The 17,499-nt window shown below is 70.5% G+C and carries 18 protein-coding genes; 4 read left to right on the forward strand and 14 right to left on the reverse strand.

All coding sequences use genetic code 11. From position 1 onward, the window contains the following. Positions 1 to 21: 21 nt before the first annotated feature. Complete coding sequence (locus ACFXI4_RS20860; protein ID WP_384992940.1) at positions 22 to 2,067, reverse strand: APC family permease; 2,046 nt, start codon at positions 2,065 to 2,067, stop codon at positions 22 to 24. Between the two features lie 363 nt (positions 2,068 to 2,430). Between ACFXI4_RS20860 and ACFXI4_RS20865 the strand changes: the two genes are divergently transcribed. Continuing rightward, entirely contained in the window at positions 2,431 to 3,102 is a 672-nt protein-coding gene (locus ACFXI4_RS20865; RefSeq protein ID WP_351325777.1) for a TrkA family potassium uptake protein, read from the forward strand. Beyond that, complete coding sequence (locus ACFXI4_RS20870; RefSeq protein WP_362728232.1) at positions 3,102 to 3,770, forward strand: TrkA family potassium uptake protein; 669 nt, start codon at positions 3,102 to 3,104, stop codon at positions 3,768 to 3,770. The genes ACFXI4_RS20865 and ACFXI4_RS20870 overlap by 1 nt, the downstream gene beginning before the upstream one ends. 68 nt (positions 3,771 to 3,838) lie before the next feature. On the opposite strand, the gene ACFXI4_RS20875 is transcribed toward ACFXI4_RS20870, so the two are convergent. The 8 genes from ACFXI4_RS20875 to ACFXI4_RS20910 all read right to left on the reverse strand — a co-directional run bounded on the left by ACFXI4_RS20875 (position 3,839) and on the right by ACFXI4_RS20910 (position 11,838). Beyond that, positions 3,839 to 4,594, reverse strand: coding sequence for a DUF3159 domain-containing protein (locus tag ACFXI4_RS20875; protein ID WP_384992944.1), 756 nt, complete (start codon positions 4,592 to 4,594; stop codon positions 3,839 to 3,841). 3 nt (positions 4,595 to 4,597) lie between these two features. Continuing rightward, on the reverse strand, positions 4,598 to 4,996 hold the full coding sequence (locus ACFXI4_RS20880) for an OB-fold nucleic acid binding domain-containing protein (RefSeq protein ID WP_362729438.1): 399 nt from the start codon (positions 4,994 to 4,996) through the stop codon (positions 4,598 to 4,600). Positions 4,997 to 5,138: 142 nt separating this feature from the next. Then, complete coding sequence (locus ACFXI4_RS20885) at positions 5,139 to 5,825, reverse strand: response regulator (RefSeq protein WP_384992947.1); 687 nt, start codon at positions 5,823 to 5,825, stop codon at positions 5,139 to 5,141. Continuing rightward, complete coding sequence (locus ACFXI4_RS20890) at positions 5,822 to 8,401, reverse strand: ATP-binding protein (protein WP_384992950.1); 2,580 nt, start codon at positions 8,399 to 8,401, stop codon at positions 5,822 to 5,824. Before ACFXI4_RS20890 ends, ACFXI4_RS20885 begins: the two co-directional genes overlap by 4 nt. A 167-nt stretch (positions 8,402 to 8,568) precedes the next feature. Further along, positions 8,569 to 9,738, reverse strand: a complete 1,170-nt coding sequence (locus ACFXI4_RS20895) for an alginate lyase family protein (protein ID WP_384992953.1) — start codon at positions 9,736 to 9,738, stop codon at positions 8,569 to 8,571. 192 nt (positions 9,739 to 9,930) lie between these two features. After that, positions 9,931 to 10,692, reverse strand: a complete 762-nt coding sequence (locus ACFXI4_RS20900; protein WP_384992955.1) for a DUF3710 domain-containing protein — start codon at positions 10,690 to 10,692, stop codon at positions 9,931 to 9,933. Between the two features lies 1 nt (position 10,693). Beyond that, a complete protein-coding gene (gene dut / locus ACFXI4_RS20905; RefSeq protein ID WP_362727560.1) occupies positions 10,694 to 11,257 on the reverse strand; it encodes a dUTP diphosphatase in 564 nt (187 codons plus the stop codon). Beyond that, positions 11,254 to 11,838, reverse strand: a complete 585-nt coding sequence (locus ACFXI4_RS20910; RefSeq protein ID WP_362727558.1) for a PaaI family thioesterase — start codon at positions 11,836 to 11,838, stop codon at positions 11,254 to 11,256. Before ACFXI4_RS20910 ends, dut begins: the two co-directional genes overlap by 4 nt. Before the next feature lie 58 nt (positions 11,839 to 11,896). On the opposite strand from ACFXI4_RS20910, the gene ACFXI4_RS20915 reads away from it, so the two are divergent. Further along, positions 11,897 to 12,358, forward strand: coding sequence for a DUF3093 domain-containing protein (locus tag ACFXI4_RS20915; protein WP_384992958.1), 462 nt, complete (start codon positions 11,897 to 11,899; stop codon positions 12,356 to 12,358). Between the two features lie 27 nt (positions 12,359 to 12,385). Here ACFXI4_RS20915 and ACFXI4_RS20920 read toward each other — a convergent pair whose 3' ends face one another. The 4 genes from ACFXI4_RS20920 to ACFXI4_RS20935 form a co-directional block, all read right to left on the reverse strand. Then, positions 12,386 to 13,303: a hypothetical protein gene (locus tag ACFXI4_RS20920; protein ID WP_384992960.1), complete on the reverse strand. Its 918-nt coding sequence runs from the start codon at positions 13,301 to 13,303 to the stop codon at positions 12,386 to 12,388. 13 nt (positions 13,304 to 13,316) lie between these two features. Beyond that, positions 13,317 to 13,613, reverse strand: a complete 297-nt coding sequence (locus ACFXI4_RS20925; protein ID WP_003997302.1) for a DUF4193 domain-containing protein — start codon at positions 13,611 to 13,613, stop codon at positions 13,317 to 13,319. Between the two features lie 402 nt (positions 13,614 to 14,015). Beyond that, positions 14,016 to 15,278, reverse strand: a complete 1,263-nt coding sequence (locus tag ACFXI4_RS20930; RefSeq protein WP_362728893.1) for a HAMP domain-containing sensor histidine kinase — start codon at positions 15,276 to 15,278, stop codon at positions 14,016 to 14,018. 5 nt (positions 15,279 to 15,283) lie between these two features. Further along, the gene (locus ACFXI4_RS20935; RefSeq protein WP_384992963.1) at positions 15,284 to 15,937 is read right to left on the reverse strand and encodes a response regulator transcription factor; all 654 of its coding nucleotides are present in this window, start codon (positions 15,935 to 15,937) and stop codon (positions 15,284 to 15,286) included. A 416-nt stretch (positions 15,938 to 16,353) separates the two neighbouring features. Here ACFXI4_RS20935 and ACFXI4_RS20940 point away from each other — a divergent pair, with 416 nt between their 5' ends. After that, positions 16,354 to 16,527, forward strand: coding sequence for a hypothetical protein (locus tag ACFXI4_RS20940; protein ID WP_362728889.1), 174 nt, complete (start codon positions 16,354 to 16,356; stop codon positions 16,525 to 16,527). Positions 16,528 to 16,680: 153 nt separating this feature from the next. Here the strand turns inward: ACFXI4_RS20940 and ACFXI4_RS20945 are convergent, their stop codons facing one another. Next, positions 16,681 to 17,496 (reverse strand): inositol monophosphatase family protein, encoded by an 816-nt coding sequence (locus ACFXI4_RS20945; protein ID WP_384992967.1) that lies wholly within the window; start codon positions 17,494 to 17,496, stop codon positions 16,681 to 16,683. Positions 17,497 to 17,499 lie beyond the last annotated feature (3 nt).

Raw genomic sequence — 17,499 nt, forward strand, 5'->3', positions numbered from 1 at the left:
CGCTCGGGACGGGCCGCCGGCTCACCCCCCGCTGTGCTCCTTCGGCCGGTGCTCCGCCGGACCGCGCCGGACGGCGCCCGGGGCGTTCCAGTCCTGCCGCTTGCGGGCCCGGTTCCTGGCGGCCTCCGAGGACGCCAGCTGGTAGGGCACCGAGGTCACCATGACACCCGGCGTGAACAGCAGCCGGCCCTTGAGGCGCAGGGCGCTCTGGTTGTGCAGCAGGTGCTCGTACCAGTGGCCGACCACGTACTCGGGGATGATCACGGAGACCGCGTCCCGCGGGGACTGGGCGCGCAGTCCCTTGACGTACTCGATGATCGGCCGGGTGATCTCCCGGTAGGGCGAGTCGAGGACCTTCAGGGGTACGTCTATGCCGCGCCGTTCCCACTCCTCGCGCAGCGCCTTCGTCTCGGCCGGGTCGACGTTGACGGTGAGCGCCTCCAGGGTGTCCGAGCGCATCAGCTTGGCGTAGGCGAGGGCGCGCAGGGTGGGGCGGTGGATCTTGGAGATCAGGACGACCGAGTGCACGCGCGAGGGGCGGACCAGGTCGTCGTCCGGTTCCTGGGGCGCCGAGATCTCCTCGGAGACCCGGTCGTAGTGCTTACGGATCGTGGTCATCGTCGCGTAGAAGATGCACATGCCGAGCAGCGCCACCCAGGCGCCGTGCGTGAACTTCGTGACCAGCACGACGACCAGCACCAGGCCGGTGAAGAAGGCGCCGAACGCGTTGATCGCGCGGGAGCGTGTCATGTGGCTGCGCTTGGCCGGGTCCTTCTCGGTCGCCAGGTGGCGGTTCCAGTGCCGGACCATGCCGGTCTGGCTGAGCGTGAAGGACACGAACACGCCGACGATGTAGAGCTGGATGAGGCGGGTCGAGTCGGCGCCGTAGATGACCACCAGCAGGGCGGCGGCGCCGGCGAGCAGCACGATGCCGTTGGAGAAGGCGAGACGGTCGCCGCGGGTGTGCAGCTGGCGCGGCAGGTAGCGGTCCTGGGCGAGGATCGAGCCGAGGAGCGGGAAGCCGTTGTACGCCGTGTTCGCGGCCAGGAACAGGACCAGTGCGGTGGCGGCGGCGAGCACGATGAACAGCAGGCTGCCCTTGCCGAAGACGGCCTCGGCGACCTGGGAGATCACCGGGTTCTGGACGTAGCCCGAGCCGATCGGGACACCGTTGTGGATCAGGTCGGTCGCCGGGTTCTCGGCCATGCGGACCTTGGTGACCGCGGCGAGCGCGATGATCCCGCAGAACATGGTGACGGCCAGCAGGCCCATCATGGCCAGGGTGGTCGCCGCGTTCTTCGACTTCGGCTTGCGGAAGGCCGGGACGCCGTTGGAGATCGCCTCGACACCGGTGAGCGCGGCACAGCCGGAGGAGAAGGCGCGCAGGAGCAGGAAGACGAGTGCGAAGCCCGCCAGACCCTGGTGCTCGGCCTTGATGTGGAAGCCGGCGGTCGGGGCCCGCATCGTGTCCCCGAGGACCAGGCCCCGGAAGGCCCCCCACGCGATCATGATGAAGACGCCGCCGACGAACACGTACGTCGGGATCGCGAAGAGCTTGCCGGACTCCTTCACCCCGCGCAGGTTCATCAGGGTCAGCAGCACGATCACGGTGACGGCGCAGAAGACCTTGTGCTCGACCACGAAGGGGATCGCCGAGCCGAGGTTCTCGATGCCGGAGGCGATGGAGACAGCGACGGTCAGGACGTAGTCGACGAGCAGGGCGCTGGCCACGGTGAGGCCGGCCTTGTTGCCGAGGTTGGTGGTGGCGACCTCGTAGTCGCCGCCGCCGCTCGGGTAGGCGTGCACGTTCTGCCGGTAGGAGGCGACCACGGTGAACATCAGCACGATGACCGCGAGCGCGATCCAGGGGCTGAAGTGGTAGGCCGACACACCCGCGATGGACAGGACCAGCAGGACCTCCCCCGGCGCGTAGGCGACGGAGGACAGCGGGTCGGAGGCGAAGACGGGGAGGGCGATGCGCTTCGGCAGGAGCGTCTCGCCCAGCCGGTCACTGCGCAGAGCCCGCCCGATCAGGATCCGTTTGGGCACGTCGGTCAGTTTGGACACGAGAGAGGATCGTAGGCCTTCCACCTGGCATGGCTCCAGCCGCAGGGCACGATCTGCCTCCCGAGTGAAAAAGGTGACGGCTGGAACTGCGCATTCCGTACCCTGCGCGTCATTCGTGCCTAGATGGCAGATCCCGCCTGTCATCGCACTTCGGAGGTCTCATGCCCGCGACCGCAGAACTGATCGGCGCCGCGGTGACCCTCCTCGGCCTCGGGATCCTCACCGCCTGGAGCGTGCGCAGCATCACTCGGCGATGAGCTTGGCCGAGGGGTGCCCGGCCGGGACGGTACGTGTGTAGCTTGGGCGTCGGTCTGAGACCCTGATGGGGCTGAGCAGTAACTTTGGGACACCGGAAGGACGGTCGTGCACATCGTCATCATGGGCTGCGGCAGAGTGGGTTCCGCTCTCGCCCAGACCCTGGAGCAGCAGGGGCACACGGTCGCCGTGATCGACCAGGACCCCACCGCCTTCCGCAGGCTGGGCCCGGGATTCGGCGGCCGCCGGGTCACCGGGGTCGGCTTCGACCAGGACACCCTGCGTGAAGCGGGCATCGAGGAGGCCGGCGCCTTCGCCGCCGTCTCCAGCGGAGACAACTCGAACATCATCTCGGCCCGGGTCGCCCGCGAGATGTTCGGCGTGGAGAACGTCGCGGCCCGTATCTACGACCCACGCCGCGCCGAGGTCTACCAGCGCCTCGGCATCCCGACCGTCGCCACGGTCCGCTGGACCGCCGACCAGATGCTGCGCCGGCTGCTGCCCTCGGGCGCGGAGCCGCTGTGGCGCGACCCCACCGGCGGGGTCCAGCTCGCCGAGGTGCACGCCTCCCCGAAGTGGGTCGGGCACAAGATCAGCACGCTCCAGGAGGAGACCGGCGTCCGGGTCGCGTTCCTGACCCGGCTCGGCGAGGCGATGCTGCCGACCTCGCAGACGGTGCTCCAGGAGGGCGACCTCGTGCACGTGATGATGCGCACGGACGACGTCGACAAGGTCGAGGCCGCCTTCGCCGGGGGTCCGGAAGAGGAGAGCGGTCACTGATGAGGGTCGCCATTGCCGGAGCCGGCGCCGTCGGCCGCTCGATCGCGGGCGAGCTGCTGGAGAACGGCCACGAGGTCCTGCTGATCGACAAGGCCCCGACCGCCATCTCGGTGGAGCGGGTCCCGCAGGCGGAGTGGCTGCTCGCCGACGCCTGTGAGATCACCTCCCTGGACGAGGCGGCGCTGCAGCGCTGCAACGTCGTGATCGCCGCGACGGGCGACGACAAGGTGAACCTGGTCGTCTCCCTCCTGGCGAAGACCGAGTACGGCGTTCCGCGCGTCGTCGCCCGGGTCAACAACCCGAAGAACGAGTGGCTGTTCAACGAGTCCTGGGGTGTGGACGTGGCCGTCTCGACGCCTCGCCTGATGTCCGCCCTGGTCGAGGAGGCGGTGAGCGTCGGCGACCTGGTCCGGCTGCTCCGCTTCAGCCACGGCGACGCCAACCTGGTGGAGCTGACGCTGCCCGAGGAGTCGGCGCTGGCCGGCACCCAGGTCGGCGACGTGGAGTGGCCCGAGGACACCTCGCTGGTCACGATCATCCGCGGCACCCGGGTCCTCACCCCCTCCCGCGACGACTCCCTGGAGGCGGGCGACGAACTCCTCTTCGTCGCGGCCCAGGCGCGCGAGGAACAGCTGGAGGATCTGCTGTCGGTACGGCGGGAAGACTGACGCAGCACGACAGAGGGGCGCCCTCCCCCGTAGCGGAGGGCGCCCCTCTGTCGTGTCCGGATACCGGCCTACCTGCGGTGGCGTCCGCCGGAGGGCTCGCCGCTCTCGGCGGCCAGCGCGGCCTTGCGCTCCTCCTCGGCCTTCTCCTCCGCCTCCATCTCGGCGAAGACGTCGATCGGCGGCGGCGCCTTCGCCAGGAAGACCCAGGTGAGCCAGACGGCGAGCAGGAACGGCGGGATCTTCAGCGCGACCAGCACCCAGCCGAGCTGGGCCGTGTCGGCCCACCAGTACAGCGGGAAGAGGATCGCGCACTTGGCGAGCAGGATCAGGCCCCAGGCCCAGCTGGCCTTCGCGTACGCCTTCTTGCGGCCGGGGTTGCGGGTGCGCCAGGAGAGGTTCTCCTTGAAGACCGGGCCGAGGATCAGGCCGATCAGCGGCACCCCGCACAGCGTGGTGACGATGTAGGCCACCGCCAGACCCAGCGTGTAGAGCATGCCGGGCAGGTAGAAGTCCTTGGCGTTGCCGGTCATCATCGCGAAGACGACACCGAAGACGACGCCGAAGACCCCGCTGAAGGCGTGCTTGACGGTGTCCCGCATGGCCAGGCGGACCACGACCAGCACCACGGAGACCGCGAGGGCGGCGATCGCCGACCAGTGCAGGTCCTTGTTGAGGGTGAAGATCGTGACGAACAGCAGGCCGGGCAGGACCGTCTCGACCATGCCGCGCACGCCGCCGAAGGCCTCGAACAGCGCGGCCTCGGTCACCGCCCGCGCGTCGTCCTTTGCCTGCGTGTCTTCGGTCGGCTTGTCGAGCGACGTCACCGGCTACTCCCTACCGAGGGGTCTCAGTTCGTACTTGGGGTTGAACAGCACCCGGCGGCCCCGGCTCAGCGAGATCCGGCCCGATGCGATCAGTCTGCGCCCCGGTTCTATGCCCACGATGGAGCGTCTGCCGAGCCACACCACGTCCAGCGCCGCGGAGCCGTCGAACAGCTCGGCCTCCAGGGCCGGGACTCCGGCGCGCGGCCGCAGGGTGACCGTGCGCAAGGTACCAGTAACGGTGACGATCTGCCGGTCATGGCAGTCGCCGATCCGGATGCAGCCCGCCGTGTCGGCGTCCTCGCGCAGCTCCTCGGACTCCAGGTCCTCCTGCGACGAGGACAGCCGGCCCAGCATGCGCCGGAACCGGCCGGCCGGCTTTTCGGGACGAGGAACAGCACTCATGTCTGAAAGCGTACCGGGGCCCACCGGCACTGCCGTAGTCCAGCTCACGTCCCGGCCCACTTCTCGAACCGGCACCCCGTCCCCGGCTCCGTGATGCCGCATCCCCCGGGGGGCCACCCCGGACCCCCGGTCGAACCGCGGCTCACTTCTCGAACCGGTACCCCATCCCCGGCTCCGTGATGAAGTGCTCGGGGTGCGAGGGGTCCGTCTCCAGTTTGCGGCGCAGCTGCGCCATGTACACGCGCAGGTAGTTGGTCTCGGTCCCGTACGACGGGCCCCACACCTCCTGCAGCAGTTGCTTCTGGCTGACCAGCCGGCCGGTGTTGCGGACCAGCACCTCCAGCAGATGCCACTCGGTGGGGGTCAGCCGGACGTCCCTGCCGGCCCGGTTGACCTTCTTCGCGGCCAGGTCGACGGTGAACCCCTCGGTCTCCACCAGCACGTCGTCCTCGCCGCCGCCGGCGACCGGCTCGGCACGCCGGACGGCGGCCCGCAGCCGGGCCAGCAGCTCGTCCATGCCGAAGGGCTTGGTGACGTAGTCGTCGGCGCCCGCGTCGAGCGCCTCGACCTTCTCGTCGGAGGTGTGCCGGGCGGACAGCACCAGGATCGGCACCCGGGTCCAGCCGCGCAGCCCCTTGATCACCTCGACGCCGTCCATGTCGGGCAGGCCGAGGTCGAGGACGACCACGTCGGGGTGGCGCGAGGCGGCCAGTTCGAGGGCGGTACGGCCGTCGGGGGCCGCGTCGACCTCGTACTTGCGCGCCTTGAGGTTGATCACGAGGGCGCGCACGATCTGCGGCTCGTCGTCGACCACGAGCACACGGGTCATGAGGCCTGCCTTTCCGGTTCTGCCGCGGCTCGTGCTGCTGCCTGCGCCACGGGTTCTGCTGCTGCGGTGACCGATCCTGCCGCGCGAAGGGTGAGGACCATGGTGAGGCCGCCACCGGGCGTGTCCTCGGCGTTGAGGGTGCCGCCCATCGCCTCGGCGAAGCCCCGGGCGACCGCGAGCCCCAAGCCGACCCCGGCGCCGCGCGGAGCGTCACCGTAGCGCTGGAAGGGTTCGAATATGCGTTCTTTGGCGTCGTCGGGCACGCCGGGCCCGCGGTCCACGATCCGCAGCTCCACGCGGTCGGCGATGGCGCTGGCGGACACGACGACCACCCGGTCGGGCCGGTCGGCCGGGCTGTACTTGACGGCGTTCTCGACCAGGTTGGCCACCGACCGCTCCAGGAGCCCGGCGTCGGCCTCCACCATGGGCAGGCTCTCGGGGACGTCCAGCTCCACGCTGCCCTCGGGGACCCCGGCCAGGGCCATCGGAACCACCTCGTCGAGATCGGTCTCCCGGACGATCGGGGTGACGGTGCCGGTCTGCAGGCGGGACATGTCGAGCAGGTTGCCGACCAGGTGGTCGAGCCGGTCGGCGCCCTCCTCGATGCCTTCCAGCAGCTCCGCCTGGTCCTCCTCGGACCAGGCCACGTCGTCCGAGCGCAGCGACGACACCGCCGCCTTGATCCCGGCGAGCGGGGTGCGCAGATCATGGCTGACGGCGGCCAGCAGGGCCGTACGGATCCGGTTGCCCTCGGCGAGCGCGCGGGCCCCCTCGGCCTCCTCCTGGAGCCGCCTGCGGTCCAGCACGACGGCTGCCTGGGCGGCGAAGGCGGCGAGCACCCGGCGGTTCTCGGCGGGCAGCACCCGGCCGGTCAGCGCGAGGGCCATGTGGTCGCCTATGGGTACGTCGACGTCGGCGTCCTCGGGCCGGGCCAGGGCGGGGCCGATGCCGGCCCGGCCCGCGCAGCTCCACGGCTCGACGTCGCCCGACCGCTCCAGGAGGGCCGCGGACTCCATGCCGAAGGTCTCCCGGACCCGTTCCAGGAGCTCTTCCAGGCTGGTCTCCCCTCTCAGCACGTTGCCGGCGAGGAAGGAGAGGATCTCGGACTCGGCGCGCAGCCGGGCGGCCTGGTGGGTACGCCGGGCGGCGAGGTCCACGACCGAGGCGACGGACAGCGCGACCCCGAAGAAGACCACGATCGCCACGATGTTCTTCGGATCGGCGATGGTCAGCCGGTGCAGGGGCGGGGTGTAGAAGTAGTTGAGCAGCAGGGACCCGAAGGCCGCCGAGGCGAGCGCCGGGAAGAGCCCGCCGAGCAGCGCCGCCGCGACCGTGAGGGTCAGGAAGAGCAGCATGTCGTTGGCGAGGCCGAGATCCACGGTGTTCAGCAGCACCGCCATCACGGCCGGCCCGGCGAGGCCGGCCAGCCAGCCCGCGACGATCCGGCCGCGCCCGAGCCGGGCCCCCCGGGCCCCCGGCAGTCCGCGCCCCTTGGCGACCTCTTCGTGGGTGACGATGTGGACGTCCAGGTCGGGCCCGGACTCGCGGGCGACCGTGGCGCCGACGCCGGGCCCCAGCACGTACTGCCAGGCCTTGCGGCGCGAGGAGCCGAGCACGATCTGGGTGGCGTTGACCCCGCGCGCGAAGTCGAGCAGGGCCGCGGGGACGTCCTCGCCGACGACCTGGTGGAAGGTGCCGCCCAGGTCCTCGACCAGGGTGCGCTGGACGGCGAGTTCCTTCGGGGAGGCGGAGGTCAGGCCGTCGCTGCGGGATATGTAGACGGCCAGCACCTCGCCGCCCGCGCCCTTCTCGGCCAGCCGCGCGGCCCGCCGGATCAGCGTGCGCCCCTCGGGTCCGCCGGTCAGCCCGACCACGATCCGCTCCCGCGAACCCCAGATCTTCGAGACCCGGTGCTCGCTGCGGTACTGCTTCAGGTACTCGTCGGCCCGGTCGGCCACCCACAGCAGCGCCAGTTCGCGCAGTGCGGTCAGGTTGCCCGGCCGGAAGTAGTTGGACAGGGCCGCGTCGACCTTGTCGGACTGGTAGATGTTGCCGTGCGCCATGCGCCGGCGCAGCGCCTGGGGCGACATGTCGACCAGCTCGATCTGGTCGGCGCGCCGTACCACCTCGTCGGGCACGGTCTCGCGCTGGCGCACGCCCGTGATGGACTCGACGACGTCGCCGAGGGACTCCAGGTGCTGGATGTTGACGGTGGAGACGACGTCGATCCCGGCGGCCAGCAGCTCCTCGACGTCCTGCCAGCGCTTGGCGTTGCGGGAGCCGGGGACGTTGGTGTGGGCGAGTTCGTCCACCAGGGCGACGGCGGGGGCGCGGCGCAGCACGGCGTCCACGTCCATCTCGGTGAAGGCGGTGTCCCGGTACTGCAGTTCCCTGCGCTGGAGCTGCTCCAGGCCGTGCAGCATCACCTCGGTGCGCGGCCGGTCGTGGTGCTCCACGAAGGCGACCACGCAGTCGGTGCCGCGCTCCACACGCCGGTGGGCCTCGGAGAGCATGGCGTAGGTCTTGCCCACGCCCGGTGCCGCACCGAGATAGATCCGAAGCTTGCCGCGTGCCATGGTCCCATTGTCTTCCGCTTACCGCCGCCTACGCAGCGTCGACCTTACGGCCAACAGTCCAGGCGAACGGGCCGGGCGGTCCGGCAGCGGGCATCTTTGACAGAACCCTGATGTGCCCCGCGGGCCCTGCCGAGGGGCCGCGGGGCACGTCAGGAGCTCGGCGCGGCTCAGTTGGGGTTGTCGCCGTGGGTGAGGGTCTCCCAGGCCGTGAAGAGGTTGTTGGTGCCCGCGGGACGGTTGTTCTGGGTGAGCGTCTGGGTGTTGGTCATGGCGATGCCCAGCCGGTTGTGGAGGGCGTTGTAGCCGACCTCGGTGACGGGCCCGAGGCCGAGGGTCAGGGAGCCGCCGCAGAGCCAGCTGGGGACGGCGGTGCCCAGCTGGTACTTGGCCTGGAAGCCGAGCGCCTGGCGCAGCCGTTCGCCGACGTCCGTGCCGTAGAGGTCCTGGCCCTGGATCCGGCTGGTCTCGGCGACGTGCGAGATCGAGGAGATGCCGTAGCCGGTGTGCGTGAAGTCCCGGCAGGTCTCCTGGGTGAGGCCGGTGACGAAGGTGGACTGGCCCTGCCAGTAGGAGACGATCTTGGCGGTGGTGTCGAGGTTCTGGCTGGGCACGGTCTTCGGCACCGAGCCGTCGGAGGCCAGGTAGACGTAGGCGGCCGTGCGGGTGCGGAACTTGGCCATGGCCGTGTCGTACGACGCCTTGTCCTCCAGGAAGACGGAGATGCCGACGGCGGCCTCCATCATCGTCAGCTCCCAGTTGCCGTTGGAGTTGGAGCCCTTGATGACGGTGGGGAGGTAGACGTTGCGCAGCATGGTGGCGAAGCGGGCCTCGTTCGCCCAGGTGCCGGTGTACGTGTACCTGATGATCTCGGCGGCCTTGGGCCAGGAGGAGCCGGCCCAGCCGGTCTGCAGGGGCGCGTTGCTGTTGGTGTGGCTGGTGATGGTGGCCGACCAGGCGTCCATGATCTGGATCGCCTTCTGGGCGTAGCGCGCGTCCCTGGTGACGTACCAGGCAAGGGCGTCGGTGTAGGCGGCGATCGCGTCCTCGCGCTCGTCGGTGCAGCCGTAGTTGGGGTTCGAGTACGACCCGCACTCGACCGTTGCCCTGGGGGCGGGCGTCCGGTTCAGGTCGGCGTACTTGCTCGCCATCATCTGGTCGTAGGCCGACTTCCAGGGCTGGGCGCCGGCCAGCACCTCGGCGCGGGCGAAGTCCAGCTGGGACTTGGAGACGGTGACTCCCGGGTGCACGAAGGTGCTGGGGGCCGAATGGGCGGCGGGGGCCGTGAAGACGCCCAGGAGCAGGGCTCCCGCGGCCGCGAGCAGGGGGATGCGACGCACAGCGACTCCGTTCTAGTTCTCGTATGTGAACTTGGAGCGCCTCTGTGAACATAGGCGTGCCGAGACCGTAGGTACGGACCAGACTTCCGTCAAGGTGTGAAGTAAGGCGGGGTCATTCACACCGGATCACCCGCGCATGTGAAAGGGCCGCACCCCGGACTCGGGGTACGGCCCTGCCGCTTCTCGGCTCCGCTACCGGACCTCGGTGATCTCCGGTCCGCGCTGGAGCTGGCCCATGCCGCCGGAGAAGCGCGAGGACTCCTCCTGCTGGACGCCCTCGGGAACCATCTGGGCGTCGTTCGGCAGCTTCAGGACGATCGGGTCACGGGGTGCCATCGGGCCCTCGCCGCGGACCACGACGGTGTCCCGGAAGATCTGCTCCAGGAGCCCGGCGGCCTGCGGCTGCACCGCGCCCTGCCCGGAGATCACACCGCGCAGGAACCAGCGCGGTCCGTCCACACCCACGAACCGCACGACCTGGTAGCCGCCCGTGCCGTCCGGCAGCTGGACCGGCACCTGAGCACGCAGCTCCCAGCCCAGCGGGCCCTCGACCTCGTCGACGATGCCACCCTGCTGGGTGATGCCGGAGCCGATCTCCTCGCGCACCTCGCCCCAGATGCCCTCACGCTTGGGCGCGGCGAAGGCCTGCAGCTGCACGGCACTGTCCTTGAGCACCACGGTCGCCGCGACGATCGCGTCACCCGCGACCTCGACCCGCAGCTCCATGCCGTCGACGCCGGGCACGAACAGTCCGCCGAGGTCCACCCGGCCCTCGCCCGGCTCCCGCACCTCGGTGGCGTCCCACGGCCCGTCGGGCCGGGGCTCCGGCTCCAGGCGCACGCGCTCGCGCTCGCCCTCTTCCTCGTCCGCCTCGGTGTCGATGCTGTCGACGACCTGCTCGGCCTCGCCGGCCGCATCCTCGGCGGCACCCTTCTTGTTGCGACGTCCGAACACGTCACTGTCCTTCCCGGTCGGATACGACCGAAGCGTATCGATTCCCACCCGGCCGACCGCCCTCGGCGGCCTGACCGCTTGTGCCGCTCACGTCGTCCACCGCGGCATGCCCGCCGGTGGACCCGAAGCCCCCCTCGGCCCGTGCCGAATCGGGAAGTTCCGCCACCTCCTGGAAGCGGACCCTCTCGACCTGCTGGACGACCAGTTGGGCAATCCGGTCGAAGCGCTCGAACCGCACGGCCTCGCGCGGGTCGAGATTCACCACGATCACCTTGATCTCCCCACGGTACCCGGCATCAATCGTCCCCGGGGCATTCACGAGGGCCACACCGCACCGGGCGGCGAGCCCCGAACGAGGGTGTACGAAGGCCGCGTACCCCTCCGGGAGGGCGATCGACACCCCTGTGGGCAGGACGGCCCGTTCGCCGGGCTTCAGCTCGCACGGCTCGGTGGTGCGCAGATCGGCTCCCGCGTCGCCCGGGTGCTCGTACGCCGGAAGCGGTACGTCCTGGTCGACACGGCGGATCAGGACGTCGAGCGGGCTCGCGGAGGATGCGGGGTTCACGGGTTCACCTCGAAGGCGCGGGTGCGCCGGATCTGGTCCGGGTCGTTCATGGCGGCCTTGATCTCTTCCTCGCGGCCGTGGTCGGTGAAGTGCTCGACCGGTACCTCCACGAAGAGCGCCTCGGCACGGACGGCGACGGGGCCGTCCGGGCCGTCCAGGCGCCCGGTGGCGGTCGAGTAGATCTTCCGGCCGGCCACCGCGGCGACCTCGGCCGCCAGGTGCAGCGTGGTGCCCACGGGCACCGGTCGTACGAAGTCGGTCTCCAGCCGTCCGGTGACGGCGATCTTTCGCAGCAGCCAGTTCAGCGAGCCCAGCGTCTCGTCGAGAGCCGTGGCGAGGACACCGCCGTGCGCGAGGCCCGGGGCGCCCTGGTGCGCGGCCCGCACGGTGAACTCGGCGGTGAGGGAGACTCCCTCGCCGGCCCGCACCTCCAGGTGCAGCCCGTGCGACTGCCCGTGGCCGCACCCGAAACACTGTTCGTAGTGGGCGCCGATGAGCTCGCCGGGCGCGGGAGCGTCGGGGTGCCGCACCGGTTTCCTGGCACTGGCGGGAGGCTGAAGAGCTGCGGAACTACCACTCACAGGCGCAGACCTTACCCGCGCGTCCGGCGAATCCGGACACCGTGCCAAGCTTGGCTCCATGCAGCTCTCCGCCACCCCGTACGAAGAACGCCTCACGGCCCCCCGGTCGTGGTGGTTCCTCAGCTTCCTGCTCGGCGTCTCGTGCGCCCTGGTCCTGCTGCCGTTCGGCACCCTGCCCACGCTCGGCGGCCTGGTGGGCGGCACGGCGGCGGCGGCCGTGGTGGCCAGTTCGTACGGCTCACCGCGGATCCGGGTCGTCGGCGACTCGCTGATCGCGGGCGAGGCCAAGATCCCGGTGTCCGCGCTCGGCGCCTCGGAGGTGCTGGACCCGGAGGAGGCGCGCGCCTGGCGCACGTACAAGGCCGACGTCCGCGCCTTCCTTCTGCTGCGCGCCTACATCCCGGGGGCCCTGCGCGTGGAGGTCACGGACCCGGCGGACCCGACGCCGTACCTGTACCTGTCGACCCGGGAGCCGGAGGCTCTGGCGGCGGCGATCGAGGCGGCGAAGCAGGCCCGGTAGGTCTCGCCCGGTTCCCGCCGCCGGCCGTCACCCTCCGAAGTCCTCCGGCAGCTCGGCGATCGGCAGCGGCTCCGCCGGTTTCTCCAGCGGCGGCAGCTCCGGCAGTTCCTCCCACGGCACCTGGATCTTTCTCAGGTCCGCGCGGATCCGCGCCGCGAGCTTCCTGGTGTCCCGGCGGTTCATGACCGCGCCCACCGCGGCGCCCACCATGAACGGCATCAGGTTGGGCAGGTCCCGCACCATCCGCTTCATGATCTGCTGGCGCAGTTCGCGCTTCATGTGCCCGCCGAGGGCGTTGTTGATCGTCGACGGCTTCATCACGTCGATTCCGCGCTCCCCCGACCAGGAGGCCAGATACGCGGTGGAGCGGGCTTTCAGACCGCCCGGCGGCCGCACGCCGTAGACCTCGTGGAGTTCGGCGATCAGCTTGAGCTCGATCGCCGCGACCCCGGTGATCTCCGCGGCCAGCTCGGTCGGCATCGCCGGCGGCACCGGCAGCATCGCCGCCGCGCCGACCCCGGCGCCGACCGCCGAGGTCGCGCCCGCCGCACCCGCCACCAGTTTGTCGGCGAGCTGCTCGGGCCCGAGGTCCGGGAACTGCCGGCGCAGGGTCCCGAGGTCGCGTACGGGGACACGAGGGGCGATCTCGATGATCCGGTCCGCGAGGTAGGCCAGCCCCGCTCTCGCCCGGCTGCCGCCCTTACGGGCCCCTTCCCGGGCCAGGTTCACGGCCTTGTCACGGATGGCGCCGGCCCGTCGCCTGCCGACGGGCGCGGGCTCGTCCGCCGGCGCCGGGAGGTCACCCCGGTCGGCCGCCGGTTCGAGCGAGGCTCCCGGATCGGATGAGCCTCGCCCGTCGTCACGCGCGCGTGGGCCGTCGGACGGCCCCGAGTCCGCTCCCGGCAGGGGGAAACGGCGCTTCCGGGGTGGGGTCGAGCCAGTCATGCCCGACCCCTCCTCAGTCGCAGTCGCGGCAGATCGGCTGGCCGTTCTTCTCCCGGGCCAGCTGGCTGCGGTGGTGCACCAGGAAGCAGCTCATGCAGGTGAACTCGTCCTGCTGCTTGGGCAGCACCCGGACGGCCAGCTCCTCGTTCGAGAGGTCCGCGCCGGGCAGCTCCAGGCCTTCGGCGGCCTCGAACTCGTCTACGTCCACCGAGGACGTGGACTTGTCGTTCCTCCGGGCCTTCAGCTCTTCAAGACTGTCCGAGTCGACGTCGTCGTCGGTCTTGCGTGGAGTGTCGTAATCGGTTGCCATGGTCGCTCTCCCCCTCTGGGTGTCTGCGGTGTCTCCAGCGCACGTAACGCGTGAGAGGCCGGACTTGTGCCCGACCTGAGGCGGAGATTTTGCCTCACATCAAGGTCTGTTACTCAATCGACACCCAACCGGATCCCCCGAGAGTGATCGGGTTGAATGGCGATGGGGACCGTACACGGTCCTCACGAGGCACCTCAAAGGCGCCTCACCCTGTACTTCCCGTGATCAAGACCCGTGAAAACAGGGATTTTCCCGGCTTTATTCCCCCCGCCATGATCACGGAGAGTAGATGGCCTGAAATCCGCCCTTGTGATCGATCACACAAGGGGTACCACGACACACCGAGCGAAAATTCCGCGCAAAGCGAACATCCCCCGCGTGTGTCGCGATCTTGCAACGGCATCAGACGGGGAAGGTGACCCTCATCACGAGACCACCGCCCTCGCGTGGCTGTGCCGCGATGTGACCGCCGTGTGCCCGCGCCACGGACCGGACGATGGACAGGCCGAGGCCGACACCCTTGTCGCTGCCCGTCCGCTCGGTACGGAGCCGCCGGAAGGGCTCGAACAGGTTGTCGATCTCGTACGCCGGCACCACCGGACCGGTGTTCGACACGGACAGTACCGCCTGGCCGTGCTGGATCTCGGTGTCGACCTCGACCCAGCCGTCCTCGGGCACGTTGTAGCGCACCGCGTTCTGCACCAGGTTCAGCGCGATCCGCTCCAGCAGGACGCCGTTGCCCTGCACGACCGCCGGCTTGCGCACGCCCCGGACGGCCACGCCCTTGGCCGCGGCCTCCGCGTGCACCTGGTCGACGGCCTGGGTGGCCACCTCGGCCAGGTCGACCGGTTTGCGCTCGACGATCTGGTTGTCGCTGCGGGCGAGCAGCAGCAGGCCCTCCACGAGCTGTTCGCTGCGTTCGTTGGTGGCCAGCAGGGTCTTGCCGAGTTGTTGCAGCTCCACGGGTGCCCCCGGGTCCGACAGATGCACCTCCAGGAGCGTGCGGTTGATCGCCAGCGGCGTGCGCAGCTCGTGGGAGGCGTTGCCGACGAAACGCTGCTGGGCCGTGAAGGCCCGCTGCAGCCGCTCCAGCATGTCGTCGAAGGTGTCCGCGAGCTCCTTGAGCTCGTCGTCCGGGCCGTCGAGTTCGATCCGGCGGGAGAGGTCTGAGCCGGCCACCGCGCGGGCGGTGCGGGTGATCCGGCCGAGCGGGGACAGCACCCGTCCGGCCATCGCGTAACCGAACGCGAAGGCGATCACGGCCAGGCCGAGCAGGGCCAGCAGCGAACGGCTCAGCAGGTCGTCCAGGGCGGCCTGGCGCTGGTGGTCCACGCACCGGGCGATCGCCTGGTTGAAGTCCGGCAGCGGCACGCTCTGCGACGTGGTGCTGGCCATGTTGATCGCGGGGCAGTTGTCGCTGGAGACCTGGAGCGACGAGAACTTGACGATCTTGAACAGCGGCTGATTGCCGGTGCTGATCGCCTGCGCGGCGAGCAGGTAGATGATCGACAGCAGCAGGATGCCGGCGATCAGGAACATGCCGCCGTACAGCAGCGTGAGCCGTATCCGGATGGTCGGGCGCAGCCACGGGAAGACCGGCTGCGGTCTCCGGGGGTCCCAGGTGGGCTTGGGGGGTGCCTGCGGAGGGGCGGGAGTGGCGGCCACGGTCATCAGATCCGGTAGCCCGAGCCGGGGACGGTGACGATCACGGCGGGCTCGCCCAGCTTGCGGCGCAGCGTCATCACGGTCACGCGCACCACGTTGGTGAAGGGGTCCGTGTTCTCGTCCCAGGCCTTCTCGAGGAGCTGCTCGGCGGAGACCACCGCGCCCTCGCTGCGCATCAGCACCTCCAGGACCGCGAACTCCTTCGGCGCGAGCTGGACCTCCTTGCCGTCGCGGAAGACCTCGCGGCGGTTCGGGTCGAGCTTGATGCCGGCGCGCTCCAGGACGGGGGGCAGCGGCATGCTGGTGCGGCGGCCGAGGGCACGCACGCGCGCGATCAGCTCGCTGAACGCGAAGGGCTTGGGAAGGTAGTCGTCGGCGCCGAGCTCCAGGCCCTCCACACGGTCGCTGACGTCACCGGACGCGGTGAGCATCAGCACGCGCGTGGGCATGCCCAGCTCGACGATCCTGCGGCAGACGTCGTCGCCGTGCACGAGGGGGAGGTCACGGTCGAGGACGACCACGTCGTAGTCGTTGACGCCGATGCGCTCGAGGGCGGCCGCGCCGTCGTACACGACGTCGACGGCCATGGCCTCCCGGCGCAGTCCGGTGGCCACCGCATCGGCGAGCAATTGCTCGTCCTCGACGACGAGTACGCGCACGTCGCTTGTCCTTCCTCTGTCCACCCGCGTAGCGCGCAGCGGCGCACGCGGGCAGGGGCCTTCGTGGGGTGTGTGACCTCCATCCTGCCCTTTTCGGCCATAAGTCGGCAGTAAGACGAGGGCTGCGGCAACAGGATCGGCGCCGCCGGGCGGGAATGCCAGATTTTCTCCTCCGGTTGAGGTTTCCAGCGAAGGGAGCGAGGGGAGGACGGCATGTACACCCCGCGATCACGCTCTGCATGTGCCGCAGCACCATGCGGTACGTACGTCGCCGCTACAGCAGAGTGGACGACGGGGGTGTCCGGCACCGTCGCCGCCCGGCCGGGCAGCGCTGGGCACCCGCGAGAGACGTGATCGCCCCTTCAACGGCACACCCCCGTGCCACCGACCCACGACCCAGGACGAGGGGGCGCAGCATGGACGCATTCACCACAGGACTTCTGCAGCGCATAAAGGCGACCGAGTCCGACATCACCCGGGCTCGTGACGAGGGCGACGACTTCCTTGTCGAAGTGGAGCAGGCCGAGCTCGACGACCTGCGCCGCCTCGCCGCCGAACACGGCGTGGAAGTCGGCGTGACCAGCGTCTGACAGTCCCGCAGCAGCAGCTCACCGGCACAGGAGCAGGGCCCCGGCGAATCCAGCGCCGGGGCCCCGCTCATGCCGTGGCCCCTACCCACCGCAACGACGTTCGACTCATCCGCACCAGAAGAAAACCGGTCCCCCACGCCCGGCGTCCGGGGCTCAGTCGTGCCAGGCGCCGAAGTCCTCCAGCAACCGCTGGAGCGGCTCGAAGACACCCGGGGTGCCGGCGATCGTCAGATCCCGGGACGGGCGCTCTCCGGGGCGGCCACCGGTCGACGCGCCCGCCTCCCGCGCGATCAGGTCGCCCGCGCCCCAGTCCCACGCGTTCAGTCCGCGCTCGAAGTACCCGTCCAGCCGGCCGCAGGCCACATCGCACAGGTCGACCGCCGCCGACCCGCTCCGGCGTACGTCGCGGAGCAGCGGGATCAGCCGGGCGGCGACCTCGGCCTGGTGGGTGCGGACCTCGGTCACGTAGTTGAAGCCGGTCGACACCAGTGCCTGGTCCAGCGGCGGCGCCGGGCGGCAGCGCAGCTTCCGCTCGCCCTCCCACGCCCCGGTCGCCCAGGCCCCGCCGCCCCGTACCGCGTGGTACGTCTCGCCGCGCATCGGTGCCGCGACGACCCCCGCCACGGTCTCGCCGTCCTGCTCGGCCGCGATGGAGACCCCCCAGGTCGGCAGCCCGTACAGGTAGTTGACGGTGCCGTCGAGCGGGTCGATCACCCAGCGGATCCCGCTCGTGCCCTCGGCCGACGCGCCTTCCTCGCCGAGGAAGCCGTCGTCGGGGCGGTGGCCGGAGATCAGGTCGGTGATCAGTTTCTCCGCCGCGATGTCCATCTCGGTCACGACGTCGATCGGGCTGGACTTGGTCCGGGCCACGGCGAGGTCGGCCGGGCGGCCGTCCCGGAGCAGCTCGCCCGCGCGGGCGGCCGCCTCCCGGGCGAGCCTGAGCAGTTCGGAGTGCAGGGCGTCGGTCACGGG

This window comes from Streptomyces sp. NPDC059224 (genome assembly GCF_042754285.1).
GTDB lineage: Bacteria > Actinomycetota > Actinomycetes > Streptomycetales > Streptomycetaceae > Streptomyces.

Excerpts from the sequence above, each read along its gene's own strand:
- ACFXI4_RS20870 (WP_362728232.1), top strand. The coding sequence starts at position 3,102 with ATGAGGGTCGCCATTGCCGGAGCCGGCGCCGTCGGCCGCTCGATCGCG.
- ACFXI4_RS20880 (WP_362729438.1), bottom strand. The coding sequence starts at position 4,996 with ATGAGTGCTGTTCCTCGTCCCGAAAAGCCGGCCGGCCGGTTCCGGCGC.
- ACFXI4_RS20885 (WP_384992947.1), bottom strand. The coding sequence starts at position 5,825 with ATGACCCGTGTGCTCGTGGTCGACGACGAGCCGCAGATCGTGCGCGCC.
- ACFXI4_RS20890 (WP_384992950.1), bottom strand. The coding sequence starts at position 8,401 with ATGGCACGCGGCAAGCTTCGGATCTATCTCGGTGCGGCACCGGGCGTG.
- ACFXI4_RS20915 (WP_384992958.1), top strand. The coding sequence starts at position 11,897 with ATGCAGCTCTCCGCCACCCCGTACGAAGAACGCCTCACGGCCCCCCGG.
- ACFXI4_RS20920 (WP_384992960.1), bottom strand. The coding sequence starts at position 13,303 with ATGACTGGCTCGACCCCACCCCGGAAGCGCCGTTTCCCCCTGCCGGGA.
- ACFXI4_RS20925 (WP_003997302.1), bottom strand. The coding sequence starts at position 13,613 with ATGGCAACCGATTACGACACTCCACGCAAGACCGACGACGACGTCGAC.
- ACFXI4_RS20940 (WP_362728889.1), top strand. The coding sequence starts at position 16,354 with ATGGACGCATTCACCACAGGACTTCTGCAGCGCATAAAGGCGACCGAG.